Raw genomic sequence first — 14,597 nt, forward strand, 5'->3', positions numbered from 1 at the left:
GTAAGCATATGAAATAAAAAGAGAATTGATGTATTTTTGAGGTGTCGTATAGTGCGCTGGTCAGACCCGGAGCCCAGAATGACGCCTATCGATGATCATCCGCTGCGCTATGCGCTGGCCAACGAACTGCATGCGCGCCCATTTCCGGTGGCATCGACGCCCTGCACGGTGGTGTTTCTGGCCATAAAGAAAACTACTGAAGCTGTCGGGCGGGATCGGCACGAAGATATGGTGCATTTGATCAATCTGCTGGATCGCCATGGCGCGCCGCATCCGCAGCCTGAGGCCACCCATTATGCGGGTCAGATTGGCCGTCATTGGCTCAAATGGGAGCAGCATACCGAGTTTGTGACTTATACTGCGATCACGCAGAATGTCAGCGACCGTGCCTTCAATCCTGCCGATTTTGAGGTGTTTCCACAGGACTGGTTGATGGCAAGTCCGGGTCAGCGTGTTACCTCGGCCATGATGCGGGTGGTGGACCTGGAAAGCGATGCGGCTGCCAAGGACGCTCTGGCCGATTGGTTTGAGCCGGAAAGTCTTGCTGTGGCTAGAGTATTGGATGATGCGGCCATATGCGCGAGCGACTTCCGGATTGATCCGGCTGGACATATGCGCTTTGCGCTGTTTGTGAACAAAGGCACCGGGCGGCGTAGGACGGGGCGGATCATTCAGCGCCTGTGCGAGATCGAAACATACAAGGCGATGTCGATGCTGGGTTTTGCCCGCGTCAAGCAATTGACGCCCCGGATTGGTGAGTTGGACGCGCAACTTACCAATTTGATGGGGCAGATGACCGACAATTCGGCCCATCCTGACGAGCTTTTGCCGGACCTGCTTGCCACGTCGATTGAGCTGGAGACATTGTCTGCCCGGTGTTCGTTTCGGTTCGGTGCAACGGGCGCATATGAAGCCATCGTCAATCAACGCATCGAGGTGTTGCGCGAGCAGAGGTTTGAGGGTCGTCAGAGCTTTGCCGATTTCATGATGCGGCGCTATGACCCCGCGATCCGCACCGTGAAGTCGACTGAGCGGCGCTTGCAGGCCCTGTCGGATCGGGCCATCCGCGCAGGAGAGCTGTTGCGGACCCGGGTGGATGTGGAACGCAGTGCGCAGAATCAAGCGCTGTTGGAAAGTATGGACCGTCGCGCTGATCTGGCCCTGCGTTTGCAGCACACGGTCGAGGGGTTGTCGGTGGTTGCCATCAGCTATTATGCGGTCTCGTTGGTCAGCTACCTTTTGTATCCTTTGACCAAGGCCGGGATAAGCAAAGGTATGCTGACGGCGATTGTCACGATCCCAGTTGTGCTGACCGTTTGGTTTGCGATCCGGCAAATTCGCAGGCGGTTGGAGTAAACCTCGTTTGCCATTCCGTGCCGTGTCTGTAGTACTGACCGGGGCAGGCGGAGAGCTGAGGGTAGACCGGTGATTGGAATCGTAGCCGCATGGCGGGCTGTAGCCGCCATGTTCATCCTGAATGGTGCGTTGTTCGGTATATGGGCATCCCGTATCCCCGCGGTACGGGACAGGCTGGACCTGACGCACGAGGCTTTGGGCCTTGGCTTGCTGTTCATGGCGGCTGGGGCCGTTTGTTCCTTTCCTATAACCGGTCGTTTGACGGATAAGTTTGGGGCGGTGTCCATCACGCGAGTCATCGCGGTTCTCTACACGCTTTCGCTGGTTCTGTTGGCTGTTGCCGGTAGTTTTTGGGCGCTGGCGGCCTTTTTATTCATATTCGGGGCGTTTCACGGGTCGATGGACGTCGCGATGAACGCATGGGCTGCTGAAGTTGAACAAGCCTATGACAAGCCCGTCATGTCTTCGTTTCACGCGATGTGGAGCCTTGGGGCCGGGCTGGGTGCGCTGAGTGGGTACGGTGCCGTGCAGCTTGGTATGACTGTAATGCAGCACTTTCTTTTGGCGGGCGGTGCTGTGGTTGGTTTGGCGCTGGTTTTGTCTTGGGTGCGCTGGACGTCGCGCAGGGCGGCTTCGCCCGGCGGGGCGGTTTTTGCCCTGCCATCCGGGGCACTGATCCTTGTCGGATTCACAGCCCTGTGCGGTGCATTGGGCGAGGGCGCGGTTGCAGACTGGAGCGCGATTTTCCTGCGGGACGTGACGGGCGCAGCCGAGAGTATCGCGGCCTTGGGGTACGCTGTATTCTCAGTCACCATGGTCGCCTTTCGGTTGGCCGGAGGCGTCGTCATCGCCCGGTTTGGGCCTGTCGCGACGGCCAGATTTGGTGGCGTGTGCGCGGCATTGGGTGTTCTGGGCGTCGTTTCGGCGGTGCAGCCCCAATTGGCGCTGGCAGGCTTTGCGCTGATGGGCATCGGTTATGCTGTCATTATGCCCTTAGCGTTCAGCCGAGCGGCCAACGATCCAAATGTCCCGCCCGGCCAAGCCATCGCAAGCGTGGCCACATTGGGATATGGCGGGTTGTTGATCGGGCCTCCGCTTATTGGGTTTTTGGCAGAGATGCTTACATTGCGGTTGGCGTTTATGGCCCTGCTGCCGCTTGCAATCATGATAGTTATCTTGTCCGGTGCGTTGCGACCTGCTGCACTGGATTGACTGCCAAGAGCAGGGAACAAGAACAATATGGGAGGTAGACATGCCGATAAAGAACCGGTTCGCGGAACTGCAAAACGAAATCACCGAGTGGCGGCGTGATATCCACCAGAATCCCGAAATTTTGTTCGAAACCCATCGCACCAGTGCTTTGGTGGCGGAAAAGCTGAGGGAATTTGGCTGTGACGAGGTCGTGACCGGGATCGGGCGCACGGGTGTCGTGGGCATCATCAAAGGCAAGGTCGATACAAAAGGCAACGTTATCGGATTGCGGGCTGATATGGACGCGCTGCCGATTCATGAGGCGACGGGGCTGAACTATACGTCCAAGACTGAGGGCGCCATGCATGCCTGCGGGCACGACGGTCATACGGCGATGCTGTTGGGGGCGGCGAAATACCTCTCGGAGACGCGAAACTTTGACGGCACTGTCGTTGTCATCTTTCAGCCCGCCGAAGAGGGCGGCGGTGGTGGTCGTGAGATGTGCGAAGACGGGATGATGGACCGCTGGGGCATTCAGGAAGTTTATGGGATGCATAACTGGCCCGGACGTCCGGTCGGAAGCTTTGCCATACGCCCCGGTGCCTTTTTTGCCGCGACCGACCAGTTTGATATCATATTCGAAGGTAAAGGGGGCCACGCGGCCAAGCCACATGAAACAGTCGATACGACTGTCCTTGCCGCGCAAGCGGTCATGGCCTTGCAGACCATTGCGTCGCGCAATGCTGATCCCATTGATCAGATTGTCGTGTCGGTCACGTCTTTTGAAACGTCTTCGACAGCTTTCAACGTGATCCCGCAGACGGTCAGGTTAAAAGGTACGGTGCGCACGATGAGCGAAGCGATGCGGGGGCTGGCTGAAAAGCGGATCGGTGAAATTTGCAACGGGGTTGCCGCCACATTCGGCGGAGCGGCAGAAGTAACGTATTACCGCGGCTATCCCGTGATGGTGAACAGCGATGAGCAAACTGATTTTGCAGCGAATGTCGCGCGATCCGTGGCCGGTGAGTGCGCTGAGGCACCGTTGGTCATGGGGGGCGAGGACTTTGCCTTTATGCTGGAGGAGCGACCGGGGGCTTATATTCTGGTTGGAAACGGCGATTCAGCGGCTGTGCATCACCCGGAATACAATTTCAACGATGAGGCGATTCCTGCCGGTTGCAGTTGGTGGGCAGAAATTGTTGAACAGCGAATGCCCGCTGCGTGAATGGCAGCGTGGGTGGGGGCGCTGCCCCCACACCCCCGGGATATTTTTAGCCAGATGGAGAGGGATCCTGAGGCCGTAGATCAAGCCTGGTACATAGGGTTTCGACGACATCATTCAGGGCCGATTTCTGCGTATTGACGCAGGATTTTGAGGCTGTCCGTGCTGAATTCAGTGCGCTTGGGTCAGATAGCCATTTGTCAACGATAGCTGCCAGTTGCGGGGCAGAGTTTATTTCCACCGCACCTCCGGTTTCGATCAGGGGCGCGAATGTTTCAGCGAAATTGTAATAACCGGGCCCGGTGATGACTGCAGCGCCGGCTTGTGCGGGTTCGAAGGGATTGTGTCCTCCGATTTCCTTCAATGAGCCGCCAAGGAACACGATGGGGCAGATTGCGTACCACGTGCCGGTTTCCCCTAAAGTGTCTGCCACGTAGATTTGTGTTGTGTCCGTGATTGCTTGGTCAGAGGACCGAAACGCGGCCGTTAGTCCGGTTTGTTTGATAAGGGCGTGAACTTCGTCCCGGCGTTCCGGGTGGCGGGGGATCAGAAGCAATAGCAAGTCGGGGCGTTGTTTGAGCAACTGTGCATGTGCGGCAAGAACGGCGTCTTCCTCGCCCTGATGGGTGGAACTGGCGATCCACACGGGGCGGCCTGAAATCTGGTTTTGGATTTGCGATACTGTGTTCTGGTCAACAGGCAGGGGGTCGGACATAGCCTTGAGGTTGGTGCCTGATTGAACCCGTTCCGGTGCAGCCCCCATTTGGCGCAAGTTTTCGGCCGCCTTGTCATTTTGGGTCAGGAAAAGACTGAACTTATCCAGAATGAAACGTGCGGTTACTGGTCGCTTTTTCCATCCCTCGACAGATTTGTCTGAGAGGCGGGCGTTCAGTAAGGCCAGCGGGATCTTGCGATCTGCACTTTCAACGATGAGCCGGGGCCAGATTTCGCTTTCGACGAAAATACCAGCGTCCGGTCGCCAATGGGTCAGGAAGCGCTGAACGGGTCCGGACGTGTCAAGCGGTGGGAATTGGTGGCGCGTGCGCGGGGGCATCCGCTTTGCGATCAACGCGGCTGAGGTCGGTGTGCCGGACGTTATTAGGAACTCGGCCTGGGGCAAGCGCTGACCCAGGCGTTTGATCAGGGTGATGACGGACAGGGTTTCGCCGACGCTTGCCGCATGAAACCAGATCAGTTGGCCATTTGGTCGCGGCAGGCTTGCATGGCCCAGCCGTTCGTGTTGACGCTCAACCGGGACATCAGCGGCCTGTAGTTTCTTTCGAACCGTCTGCCAAACGATTGGCGCGGCAACGCCGGTCAGGCCGCAATACAGGGTGTATAGCAGCGTCGGCCGTTCTGAATGATCGGGCATGTCAGCCGCCTGTGTGACTCATGTGACGGCTCATCTTTCCGTCGACGGACTGGCGGGAATAGTCGAAATCGTGGCCCTTGGGTTTCAGATTGATGGCCGCGCGGATCGCGTGTTCCAGCGGCTCTTCGGTGTTGGGATGATCCCGAAGTGAGCTGCGCAAGTCGGCCATGTCTTCCTGACCAAGGCACATATACAATTCACCGGTGCAGGTCAGGCGTACACGGTTGCAGCTTTCGCAGAAATTGTGGGACAGCGGTGTAATGAACCCGATTTTCTGTCCGGTTTCCTCAAGCCGCACATAGCGCGCCGGTCCGCCCGTGCGCTCGGCCAGATCAGAGACTGTGTAGTGGTTTTCATACTCTTTGCGCACGTCCTTCAGCGACCAGTACTGATCAAGGCGGTCTTCATTGCCGATATCACCCATGGGCATGACTTCGATCCAGGTTAGATCCATGTCGCGCTCGGCGCACCACCGCGTGATTTGGGGAAGCTCCTCTTCGTTGAAACCCTTAAGGGCAACGGCGTTGATCTTGATGCGCAGCCCGGCTTTCTGAGCTGCGTCAATGCCTTTCAAGACCTGTTTCAGGCGTCCCCAGCGTGTGATCTGGGCGAATTTGTCCTCGTCCAGCGTATCCAGCGAGATATTCACGCGGCGCACGCCGGCTGCGTAGAGGTCGTCTGCGAAACGATGAAGTTGCGATCCGTTGGTGGTAAGGGTCAACTCCTTAAGTGCCCCGCTTTCCAGATGGCGTGTCATCGCGTTGAAGAACGCCATGATGTTCCGGCGCACCAAAGGTTCACCCCCTGTGATGCGCAGCTTTTCGACGCCCATGTTGATGAAGGTCGAACACATCCGGTCCAGTTCTTCCAAAGTCAGAAGGTCCTTTTTGGGCAGGAACTTCATGTCTTCGGACATACAATAAACACAGCGAAAGTCGCAGCGGTCCGTGACGGAAACACGCAAGTAGGTGATTGCACGGGCAAACGGGTCGATTAGTGGAGCAGCAGTCATGCACCATAGGTAAAGCGGTGACCCCGCTGCGACAAGGGCGAACTGTGCTTTGGTCTAGATCAGAGGCCGTTGGAACGGTAGATTACCAGTATGAGGATTGCATTTATTGTTTTGTTTGCAGTTGTTGCGGGATGCGACACCGTCCGGTCCACGACAGATCGCGTCTTTGGCGGCGACGGTGAGAAGGCTCAAGCCGAGCCCGAAGCAGTAGAAGTCGCTGACGTAGCTGACCCCGAACCTGTTGCTGTGGCTGCCCCAAGTTGGGTTGGTCCGAAAACCACTGTGGCCAGTCTGGGTGACCCCACAACACCGGGGCGCTGGTTGGAAACACCGCTGGTCGACACCGAATTCACCGGGCGGGTGGTCGTTCCAAGAACTGGCGCTCAGGCCTACATTACGCTGGTGCCTGCTTCTGGGCCGGAAGGCGGGGGCAGCCGTTTGTCGTTGGACGCGATGCGGGCATTGCTGCTGCCTTTCGATGAATTGGTCGAGCTTGAGGTCTACTCAAACTGATCCTTCAGGTATTTTCCGGCCTCTTTGCGCGCAAAGGGTTTCATTGCATCACCATATGTTTGTAGGAACGCGACAACACGGGATGGGTCGTGCTTGGAAAGCTCGCGCAACCACCATGCGATGGCCTTCTGGATAAACCAATCACGGTCGGGGACATATCCTGCGGCCCAGGTCAAAATACGATCCCGGCGGTCCAGATCATCCGGCTTGGGGTGGTTTTGCTTGGTCCATGGCAGGGTTGCCACCAATGCCGCGCGACGTGTCCACATGTGGTCTGAGGATGTCCAGCCTCCGACCTGATCCAGCCTTTCTGGGTCGGCTGACAGCCGCTTTTGCATGGCCATGCACGCGTGGTCCGCAACGGCCCAGGCATCGAAATCCGGCAACCAGCTTTGCAGTACTTCCCAAGCCGCATCATCCGGCCGAATGCGCGCCTGTGTCAGCAATTTGGCGGCGGCTAAGCGTGCCTCATGAATGTTTGTCTGCCACAGGTCATCGGCCAATTGGACCCGAGAGGCCACGTCAAGGTCTCGCCGCCACGCTTTTGTCAGGTCGTTCAAGATAGGGTTTGCGACCCCTAAATAAGGACGGGCCGCCTTGTGATAGGCCGCCATCTGCGTGGCGCGCTCGGGATCGGCATGTTCCTTGATCTGATCCAGATAGGCGTCCACGGATCGCTACTCCACCGTAACAGATTTCGCCAGATTGCGTGGCTGGTCCACGTCTGTGCCCTTGGCGACGGCCGTGTGATACGCCAGCAACTGCGCAGGAACCGAATAGAGGATCGGGGCGAGGCTTTCATGAACAAGTGGCATGCGGATCGTGCTCCAGACGCCGTCCTCAGCCTCGGCGATCCCGTCGCCATCTGATATCAGAATGACCTTGCCTTTGCGTGCCATCACTTCTTGCATGTTCGATATGGTTTTGTCGAAAACCGCGTCACGCGGTGCCATCACAACCACCGGCATATGTTTGTCGATCAGGGCGATTGGGCCGTGTTTCAGCTCGCCAGACGCGTAACCTTCGGCGTGTATATAGCTGATTTCCTTTAGCTTTAGTGCGCCTTCCATGGCCAGAGGATACATCAGGCCGCGCCCCAAAAACAGAACGTCCTGTGCCTCGGACAGTCGTTGGGCGGATGCGCGGATCGCGTCGTTCTGCTCTAACGCGACGTTGAGCACCGCAGGCAAGCCGCGCAATGCGGCGGCGTGGTCGGCCAGTTCTTCTGCCGTCAACGTCCCGCGATCCGAGGCGGCTTTTAGTGCAAGCATCAGCAACACGCTCAATTGGCATGTGAAAGCCTTGGTCGAGGCCACTCCGATCTCGACCCCGGCATGAATGGGCAGCGTCACATCGCTTTCGCGCGCGATTGAGCTTTCGGGGACATTGACCACCGAAATGATCTTGTCCGCCTTGCCTTCACAGTACCTTAGGGCCGCCAACGTATCGGCCGTTTCACCGGACTGACTAACGAACAGCGCCGCGGTCCGGTCACTGATCGGAGGTTCCCGGTACCGGAATTCACTGGCGATATCGACCTCAACCGGCATTTTGGCCAGTTTCTCGAACCAGTACTTGGCGGTCAAACAGGCATAAAAGGCGGTGCCGCACGCAACCATCGTCAAACGGTCGAGCTTGGTAAAGTCCAGTTCTGCGGGCAGGGCAACCTCATCACCGCCGGTGGGCAAATATGAACGGATTGCTTCGGCCACGACCACGGGCTGTTCCGCAATTTCCTTGGCCATAAAGTGCTTGTGCCCGCCTTTGTCAGTACGCGCAGTGTCCAGCTTGATCTGGCGAACGTCACGGTTGACGAGATCGCCCGCTTCGTTACGAATTTCCAACGTGGTACGGGTCAGCACCGCCCGGTCGCCTTCTTCAAGATAGGTGATGCGATCCGTCAGCGGCGCCAGCGCAATGGCGTCCGAACCGACGAACATCTCATCATCCCCATGCCCGATCGCCAGCGGCGATCCCTTGCGCGCGGCGATGATCAGGTCCTCTTGCCCTTCAAACAGAAATGCCAGAGCAAATGCGCCTTCCAACCGGTCGATTGTTTTAAAGGCCGCCTCAACCGGGGAAAGCCCCGTTGACAGGTAGTGCTCGGCCATCAGCGCGACAGTTTCGGTGTCGGTTTCGGTCATGAAGCCTACGCCATGTTCGGCCAGCTCTGTACGCAGATCGCGATAGTTTTCGACGATGCCATTATGTACCACGGCCACTGGACCCGCCTGATGCGGATGCGCGTTCGTCACAGAAGGTGCGCCATGGGTGGCCCAGCGTGTATGGCCGATGCCGGACTTGCCGGGCAGGGGATCATGCACCAGCAGATCGCTGAGGTTCACCAGCTTTCCCACGGCCCGGCGACGCCCCAGGTCACCGCCGTTCACCGTTGCAATCCCGGCGCTGTCATAGCCGCGATATTCCAGACGTTTCAACGCTTCGACCAGAATGGGGGCGACTTCGTGCTGCCCCAGAACGCCTACAATTCCACACATAGGTCAGGCTCCTTTGTCGCGGCGAGCCTTCTTCGCCTTGAGCATCTCAAACAATTTGCGCGCATAGCCGGGTTTGTTGTCCTGCTTGGCGCGCGCCACAGCCAGAGCGTCGGGCTCGACGTCGCGCGTGACCACGGTGCCGGTCGCTGTCATGGCTCCGTCGCCCACGGTCACGGGTGCAACAAGCATGGTGTTCGATCCGATGAAGACATTTTCACCTATCGTGGTCTTGTGCTTCATCACCCCGTCATAATTACAGGTGATCGTACCCGCCCCGATATTCGAATCCGCGCCAACGGAGGCATCCCCGATATAGCTAAGGTGATTGACCTTCGCGCCTTCGGCGATCTCGGCATTTTTGATTTCGACGAAATTCCCGATGCGTGTGTTCTCGGCCAGTTCCGCGCCGGGGCGCAGGCGGGCATAGGGGCCGATGACAGCGCCTCGGCTAACGTGACAGCCCTCAAGATGCGAAAACGCCCGGATCGTCGCACCGCTTTCGACCGTGACACCGGGGCCGAATACCACATTCGGTTCGATAACCGTGTCGCGTCCGATGATCGTGTCAGCGGCAAGATAAACGGTCTCAGGGGCCATCAAAGTCACGCCAAGGCCCAGCAGTTCTGACCGCGCGCGGGTTTGGAATACAGCGTCGGCAGCGGCAAGATCAGCGCGCGAGTTGACCCCCAGCGTCTCGGCCTCGTCGCAGGCAATTGCGGTGACTTTCAGGTCACGGCTGCGGGCGATTTCCACGACGTCGGTCAGATAATATTCCTCGGCTGCATTGCCGTTACCCACCGCGCCGATCAGGGAAAACAACACCTCTGCGTCGCACGCCAAAAGACCGGAATTGCAGAAGGTTATCGCGCGTTCTTCATCTGAAGCATCCTTGAATTCGACAATCCGCTCAAGATGATCTTCGTTCATGACCAAGCGACCATAGCGCGCGGGATCGGCGGCTTCGAACCCGAGGATAACCAGATCGTTTTGCGCGCGCGCCTCGATCATCCGCTCCAGTGTCTCGGGTTGAAGGAACGGAGTGTCGCCATACAAAACCACCACGTCGCCCTTGAACCCCTCCAGCGCAGCGCGCGCCTGAGCGACGGCATGAGCGGTGCCCAACTGTTCGGTCTGCTCCGCGATCCGGGCTGTTTCGTCTTCGGCGGTCGCCACTTTCGCCACAGCCTCGGACCCGTGCCCGGTGACGATCACGGTGCGCTCGGGCGATAGAACCGATCCGGCGCGCATGGTGTGAACCAGCATCGGTGTCTGGGCAATTGGATGAAGGACCTTGGGGATGTCCGAATTCATCCTGGTGCCTTTACCTGCGGCAAGGATGACAAGGGCGGTGCTCATGAAATCGTTTTCTCTTTGTGTTTTGTTGCGGTCCGTTTTATCCGCTGAGGGCAAAGGCGCAAGCGGTTCAGCGATCAAACAAGATTGCCGTTTGCAACAGGATACGGCGAAAAACCGCCGAAGCAGGAGGCGCGATGCGAACGGTTATCTTCGATCTGGACGGGACATTGGCCGATACCTCGGGTGATTTGCTTGAAGCCGCGAACCACTGTTTCCGCCATATGGGGCACGGAGATGTTCTGGTTCACGGGCAGGATGCTGCGGTCGCGCTGCGGGGTGGCCGGATGATGCTGACGCACGGATTGAAGCGTGTCGGGGTTTATGATGAACAGGCGATTCAGGTATATTATCCAATGCTGCTGGACGCATATGCGCAGGCCATTGATACCCATACGCATTTCTACCCAGGTGCACTTGATGCGGTTGAGGCATTGAAGGTCGCGGGGTACGGCGTGGGGATTTGCACGAACAAGCCCGAAGCTCTTGCCGATCAGTTGCTGACCCAGATGGGCGTGCGGGAGCAGTTCGCATCATTGGTGGGGGCCGACACCCTGCCGGTTCGTAAGCCCGATCCCGAACCTCTGCGCGAGGCCGCGCGGCGGGCAGGGGGGCATCCCGATCTTTGTGTGCTGATCGGAGATTCCGATACTGACCGCAATACTGCGCGCGCCGCTGGGGTTCCTTCGGTGTTGGTGACGTTTGGTCCGTCGGGCGCGGATATGGCCGCGCTTGAGCCCGAAGCGTTGCTGCATCACTTCGATGATCTGCCCGAGGTTGTGACCAGCCTTATTGGAGCGGTGGCGTAAGCCCTTGACGCTGCGCACGCGCGGCCTCAGAACGGGCGTATGACCGAGACATTCACTGGCAGTTTCACACAGCAGGAACCCATCCCTGACGAAGCGATCGAGGCCGCATTGGCGGTTCTGCGTCACGGGCGGTTGCATCGCTATAACGTGACGCCCGGAGAGCTGGGCGAAACTGCTTTGCTGGAGCAGGAATTTGCCGCGCAGATGGGGGCGAAATACTGTCTGGCCGTGTCGTCGGGCGGCTATGCGCTGGCGACCGCATTGCGTGCGGTGGGTGTGCAGCCCGGTGATCCGGTTCTGACCAATGCCTTCACGCTGGCCCCTGTGCCGGGGTCGATTGCCTCGGTCGGGGCAAAGCCCGTGTTCGTGGGCGTGACCGAAGGGCTGGTAATTGATCTGGATGATCTTGAGAGCAAGCTTGATCAGGCGCGGGTGCTGATGCTCAGCCATATGCGCGGGCATCTGTGTGACATGGATCGGCTGATGCAGATGTGCGACGCCGCGGGTGTGACCGTGATCGAGGATTGCGCGCATACGATGGGTGCCGCGTGGCGCGGGCAACTGTCGGGGCGGCAGGGGGCCATCGGGTGTTATTCTTGCCAGACCTACAAGCACGTGAACTCGGGCGAGGGCGGCTTGCTGATCACAGATGATGAGGAGTTGGCGGCCAAGGCCACGATGCTGTCGGGATCCTATATGCTGTACGAACGCCATCTGGCCGCGCCGGGACCTGAGGCTTTTGAGAGGATCAAGTACACCACGCCCAATGTTTCGGGTCGGATGGATAATCTGCGGGCGGCGATCCTGCGGCCTCAACTGCGGGATCTGGATAGACAGGTCGCGCGTTGGAATGAGCGTTATGCCGAGATTGAAAAGGGGCTGCGCGGAACGCCCGGCTTGACGATTGTCGAGCGGCCCGAGGGTGAGACCTATGTGGGCTCGTCCATTCAGTTCCTGCTGTTGGACTGGTCATCCGAGCGTATTGCCGAAGTGATCCGCCGCTGTGCTACGCGTGGGGTCGAGTTGAAGTGGTTCGGCGGGGCCGAGCCCACCGGGTTTACCTCGCGCTATGATAGCTGGCGCTACGCCGACAGCGCGCCTTTGCCCGCCAGTGACCGGGTGCTGGCCGGGATCATGGACATGCGCGTGCCGCTGACATTCTCTCTGGATGATTGCCGACTGATCGCGCGGATCATCTGGGCCGAGGTCGGGGCGGTCTACCAATCGTAATCCAAAGGAGTGCGCTGAAAGCGCACACTTGATGCTTTGACACCACCACCCCTGACGGGTCGGTGGTGTGTTTCTGCATGGCCGTCGTTGACCCGGAAAAGATTCGCTGATACTTATTGAACAACTGTTCATTAATGCGAGGGAGGAGATCGCATATGTTCGCGGCTACCATGCAGTTTGATCTGGGCGAGGATGTGAATGCCCTGCGTGAAATGGTTCACCGCTGGGCGCAGGAGCGGGTCAAGCCGATGGCCGCCGAGATTGATGCCTCGAACGCGTTTCCCAATGAGCTTTGGAAGGAAATGGGCGATTTGGGGATGTTGGGCATAACGGTGCCCGAAGAATTTGGCGGGGTGGGCATGTCGTATCTGGCCCATACCGTCGCCGTCGAAGAGGTTGCCCGGGCTTCGGCTTCGGTATCACTGTCTTATGGCGCCCACTCGAACCTGTGCGTCAATCAGATCAAGTTGAACGGAACGGATGAACAAAAGACGAAATACCTGCCGCGCTTGATTTCGGGTGAACATGTGGGAGCACTGGCGATGTCCGAGGCGTCGGCAGGGTCCGACGTGGTGTCGATGAAGTTGCGGGCCGAGAAGCGCAATGATCACTACCGTCTGAACGGCAGCAAATACTGGATCACCAACGGACCGGACGCGGATACTCTGGTCGTTTACGCCAAGACTGACCCAGAGGCCGGGTCGCGTGGGATAACCGCCTTTCTGATCGAGAAAGAGATGACCGGCTTTTCCACCTCACCCCATTTCGACAAGTTGGGGATGCGCGGGTCGAATACGGCCGAGCTGGTCTTTGAAGACGTGGAAGTGCCGTTTGAAAATGTGCTTGGCGAAGAAGGGAAGGGTGTCGCGGTTCTAATGTCTGGCCTGGACTATGAGCGTGTGGTGCTTGCCGGAATCGGTATAGGCATCATGGCCGCCTGTCTGGATGAGATCATGCCCTATCTGGCCGAGCGTAAGCAATTCGGGAAACCCATCGGTAGCTTCCAGCTTATGCAGGGAAAGATCGCAGATATGTATACGGCGATGAATTCAGCCCGCGCCTATGTGTACGAAGTGGCCAAGGCGTGTGATCGCGGGGATGTGACGCGTCAGGATGCGGCGGCGTGCTGCCTTTACGCGTCCGAGGCGGCGATGACGCAGGCGCATCAGGCGGTGCAGGCAATGGGCGGGGCCGGGTTTCTGTCGGATTCTCCTGTCAGCCGGATTTTCCGCGATGCCAAGCTGATGGAGATTGGCGCGGGCACCAGTGAAATCCGCCGGATGCTGATCGGCCGGGAACTGATGAGCGGGATGGAGTGATGGAAAAACGCCCCGCAGACGAGGGAACTGCGGGGCGTTTCTTCGAAGGGTCAGAAGCGATGGACGTAGGAAACGCCGACCAGCCACGGATCAATCTCGGCAGTACCGAGGTCGTTTCCGTCGAGGCTGACATCAGAGTCGATGTCGAACCAGCGCACGTTCAGACGCACGGCGCCTTTTTCGGTGACCATGTAATCCAGACCAGCCTGCAGAGAGACACCAACCGAGTCATCCAGTTCCAGATCGCCCAGAGCCGAGCTTTCGTCAAAGAAGACGGTATAGTTGATACCAGCGCCAACGTAAGGCTTCCACGCGCTGTTGGTCGGGAAGTGATAGTTCAGCGACAGTGTGGGCGGCAAGTGCTTGACGGTCCCGCCGTCGATGCTGCCAGCCAAGGTAATGTCATGGCTGAAGGGCGTTGCAGCCAGCAATTCGATGCCAAGGTTGTCACGAATGAAGTATTCTACTGTAAAGATCGGGCGCGTGTCCGAGTCAACCTCGACGCTGGCGCCATTGCTCAGCGTGCCGTTGTCGGATTTCGGGTCGAGATAGCCCACACCAAGTCCGACGGTCCAATCACCCTGAGATTGGGCGAAAGCCGGGACAGCCAGTGCGACAAGCGCGGTGGAGAGGGTCAGAGCGGCGAGTTTGTTGGTCATTTTACTGCCTTTAGGTTTGTTGATGCTGGCGTTTTGCACGAACGGTCCGCTGCCAACTCTGAT

The 14,597-nt window shown here is 58.4% G+C and carries 13 protein-coding genes; 7 read left to right on the top strand and 6 right to left on the bottom strand.

The window, feature by feature from the left end; genetic code table 11:
• The first annotated feature begins 78 nt into the window (after positions 1 to 78).
• The 3 genes from GOV88_RS05280 to GOV88_RS05290 all read left to right on the top strand — a co-directional run bounded on the left by GOV88_RS05280 (position 79) and on the right by GOV88_RS05290 (position 3,772).
• Positions 79 to 1,356, top strand: a complete 1,278-nt coding sequence (locus GOV88_RS05280) for a DUF3422 family protein (RefSeq protein WP_171120741.1) — start codon at positions 79 to 81, stop codon at positions 1,354 to 1,356.
• Positions 1,357 to 1,425: 69 nt separating this feature from the next.
• Positions 1,426 to 2,568 (top strand): MFS transporter, encoded by a 1,143-nt coding sequence (locus GOV88_RS05285; RefSeq protein WP_371808216.1) that lies wholly within the window; start codon positions 1,426 to 1,428, stop codon positions 2,566 to 2,568.
• A gap of 40 nt (positions 2,569 to 2,608) precedes the next feature.
• Positions 2,609 to 3,772 (top strand): M20 aminoacylase family protein, encoded by a 1,164-nt coding sequence (locus GOV88_RS05290; protein ID WP_171239747.1) that lies wholly within the window; start codon positions 2,609 to 2,611, stop codon positions 3,770 to 3,772.
• Positions 3,773 to 3,818: 46 nt separating this feature from the next.
• Here the strand turns inward: GOV88_RS05290 and GOV88_RS05295 are convergent, their stop codons facing one another.
• Together GOV88_RS05295 and moaA are read right to left on the bottom strand one after the other, a co-directional pair.
• Complete coding sequence (locus tag GOV88_RS05295; RefSeq protein ID WP_171239748.1) at positions 3,819 to 5,141, bottom strand: 3-deoxy-D-manno-octulosonic acid transferase; 1,323 nt, start codon at positions 5,139 to 5,141, stop codon at positions 3,819 to 3,821.
• Position 5,142: 1 nt separating this feature from the next.
• Positions 5,143 to 6,153 carry a GTP 3',8-cyclase MoaA gene (moaA, locus tag GOV88_RS05300; protein WP_171122585.1) on the bottom strand — a complete coding sequence of 337 codons (1,011 nt, stop codon included), beginning with the start codon at positions 6,151 to 6,153 and terminating at the stop codon, positions 5,143 to 5,145.
• A 90-nt stretch (positions 6,154 to 6,243) separates the two neighbouring features.
• Between moaA and GOV88_RS05305 the strand changes: the two genes are divergently transcribed.
• Positions 6,244 to 6,666, top strand: a complete 423-nt coding sequence (locus GOV88_RS05305; RefSeq protein WP_171120749.1) for a hypothetical protein — start codon at positions 6,244 to 6,246, stop codon at positions 6,664 to 6,666.
• Here the strand turns inward: GOV88_RS05305 and GOV88_RS05310 are convergent.
• The 3 genes from GOV88_RS05310 to glmU are packed head-to-tail and all read right to left on the bottom strand — an operon-like array spanning position 6,654 to position 10,520.
• Positions 6,654 to 7,337, bottom strand: coding sequence for a DNA alkylation repair protein (locus tag GOV88_RS05310; protein ID WP_171122589.1), 684 nt, complete (start codon positions 7,335 to 7,337; stop codon positions 6,654 to 6,656). The genes GOV88_RS05305 and GOV88_RS05310 overlap by 13 nt on opposite strands.
• 6 nt (positions 7,338 to 7,343) lie before the next feature.
• Entirely contained in the window at positions 7,344 to 9,164 is a 1,821-nt protein-coding gene (gene glmS, locus GOV88_RS05315; protein WP_171239749.1) for a glutamine--fructose-6-phosphate transaminase (isomerizing), read from the bottom strand.
• Between the two features lie 3 nt (positions 9,165 to 9,167).
• A complete protein-coding gene (glmU, locus tag GOV88_RS05320) occupies positions 9,168 to 10,520 on the bottom strand; it encodes a bifunctional UDP-N-acetylglucosamine diphosphorylase/glucosamine-1-phosphate N-acetyltransferase GlmU (RefSeq protein ID WP_171239750.1) in 1,353 nt (450 codons plus the stop codon).
• Positions 10,521 to 10,654: 134 nt separating this feature from the next.
• On the opposite strand from glmU, the gene GOV88_RS05325 reads away from it, so the two are divergent.
• The 3 genes from GOV88_RS05325 (at position 10,655) to GOV88_RS05335 (ending at position 13,875) form a co-directional block, all read left to right on the top strand.
• Positions 10,655 to 11,326: an HAD-IA family hydrolase gene (locus GOV88_RS05325; protein ID WP_171239751.1), complete on the top strand. Its 672-nt coding sequence runs from the start codon at positions 10,655 to 10,657 to the stop codon at positions 11,324 to 11,326.
• A 39-nt stretch (positions 11,327 to 11,365) separates the two neighbouring features.
• Complete coding sequence (locus GOV88_RS05330) at positions 11,366 to 12,556, top strand: DegT/DnrJ/EryC1/StrS aminotransferase family protein (RefSeq protein WP_171120758.1); 1,191 nt, start codon at positions 11,366 to 11,368, stop codon at positions 12,554 to 12,556.
• A gap of 155 nt (positions 12,557 to 12,711) precedes the next feature.
• On the top strand, positions 12,712 to 13,875 hold the full coding sequence (locus tag GOV88_RS05335) for an isovaleryl-CoA dehydrogenase (protein ID WP_171239752.1): 1,164 nt from the start codon (positions 12,712 to 12,714) through the stop codon (positions 13,873 to 13,875).
• A gap of 50 nt (positions 13,876 to 13,925) precedes the next feature.
• Here the strand turns inward: GOV88_RS05335 and GOV88_RS05340 are convergent, their stop codons facing one another.
• Entirely contained in the window at positions 13,926 to 14,534 is a 609-nt protein-coding gene (locus GOV88_RS05340) for an OmpW family protein (RefSeq protein WP_171239753.1), read from the bottom strand.
• Positions 14,535 to 14,597 lie beyond the last annotated feature (63 nt).

Origin of the sequence: Ruegeria sp. HKCCA5491, from assembly GCF_013034565.1 — a bacterium.
GTDB lineage: Bacteria > Pseudomonadota > Alphaproteobacteria > Rhodobacterales > Rhodobacteraceae > Ruegeria.

Coding starts and splice junctions, on each gene's coding strand:
- glmS (WP_171239749.1), bottom strand. CDS start 9,164: ATGTGTGGAATTGTAGGCGTTCTGGGGCAGCACGAAGTCGCCCCCATT.
- GOV88_RS05280 (WP_171120741.1), top strand. CDS start 79: ATGACGCCTATCGATGATCATCCGCTGCGCTATGCGCTGGCCAACGAA.
- GOV88_RS05335 (WP_171239752.1), top strand. CDS start 12,712: ATGTTCGCGGCTACCATGCAGTTTGATCTGGGCGAGGATGTGAATGCC.
- GOV88_RS05325 (WP_171239751.1), top strand. CDS start 10,655: ATGCGAACGGTTATCTTCGATCTGGACGGGACATTGGCCGATACCTCG.
- GOV88_RS05305 (WP_171120749.1), top strand. CDS start 6,244: ATGAGGATTGCATTTATTGTTTTGTTTGCAGTTGTTGCGGGATGCGAC.
- GOV88_RS05340 (WP_171239753.1), bottom strand. CDS start 14,534: ATGACCAACAAACTCGCCGCTCTGACCCTCTCCACCGCGCTTGTCGCA.
- GOV88_RS05290 (WP_171239747.1), top strand. CDS start 2,609: ATGCCGATAAAGAACCGGTTCGCGGAACTGCAAAACGAAATCACCGAG.
- glmU (WP_171239750.1), bottom strand. CDS start 10,520: ATGAGCACCGCCCTTGTCATCCTTGCCGCAGGTAAAGGCACCAGGATG.
- moaA (WP_171122585.1), bottom strand. CDS start 6,153: ATGACTGCTGCTCCACTAATCGACCCGTTTGCCCGTGCAATCACCTAC.
- GOV88_RS05330 (WP_171120758.1), top strand. CDS start 11,366: ATGACCGAGACATTCACTGGCAGTTTCACACAGCAGGAACCCATCCCT.
- GOV88_RS05295 (WP_171239748.1), bottom strand. CDS start 5,141: ATGCCCGATCATTCAGAACGGCCGACGCTGCTATACACCCTGTATTGC.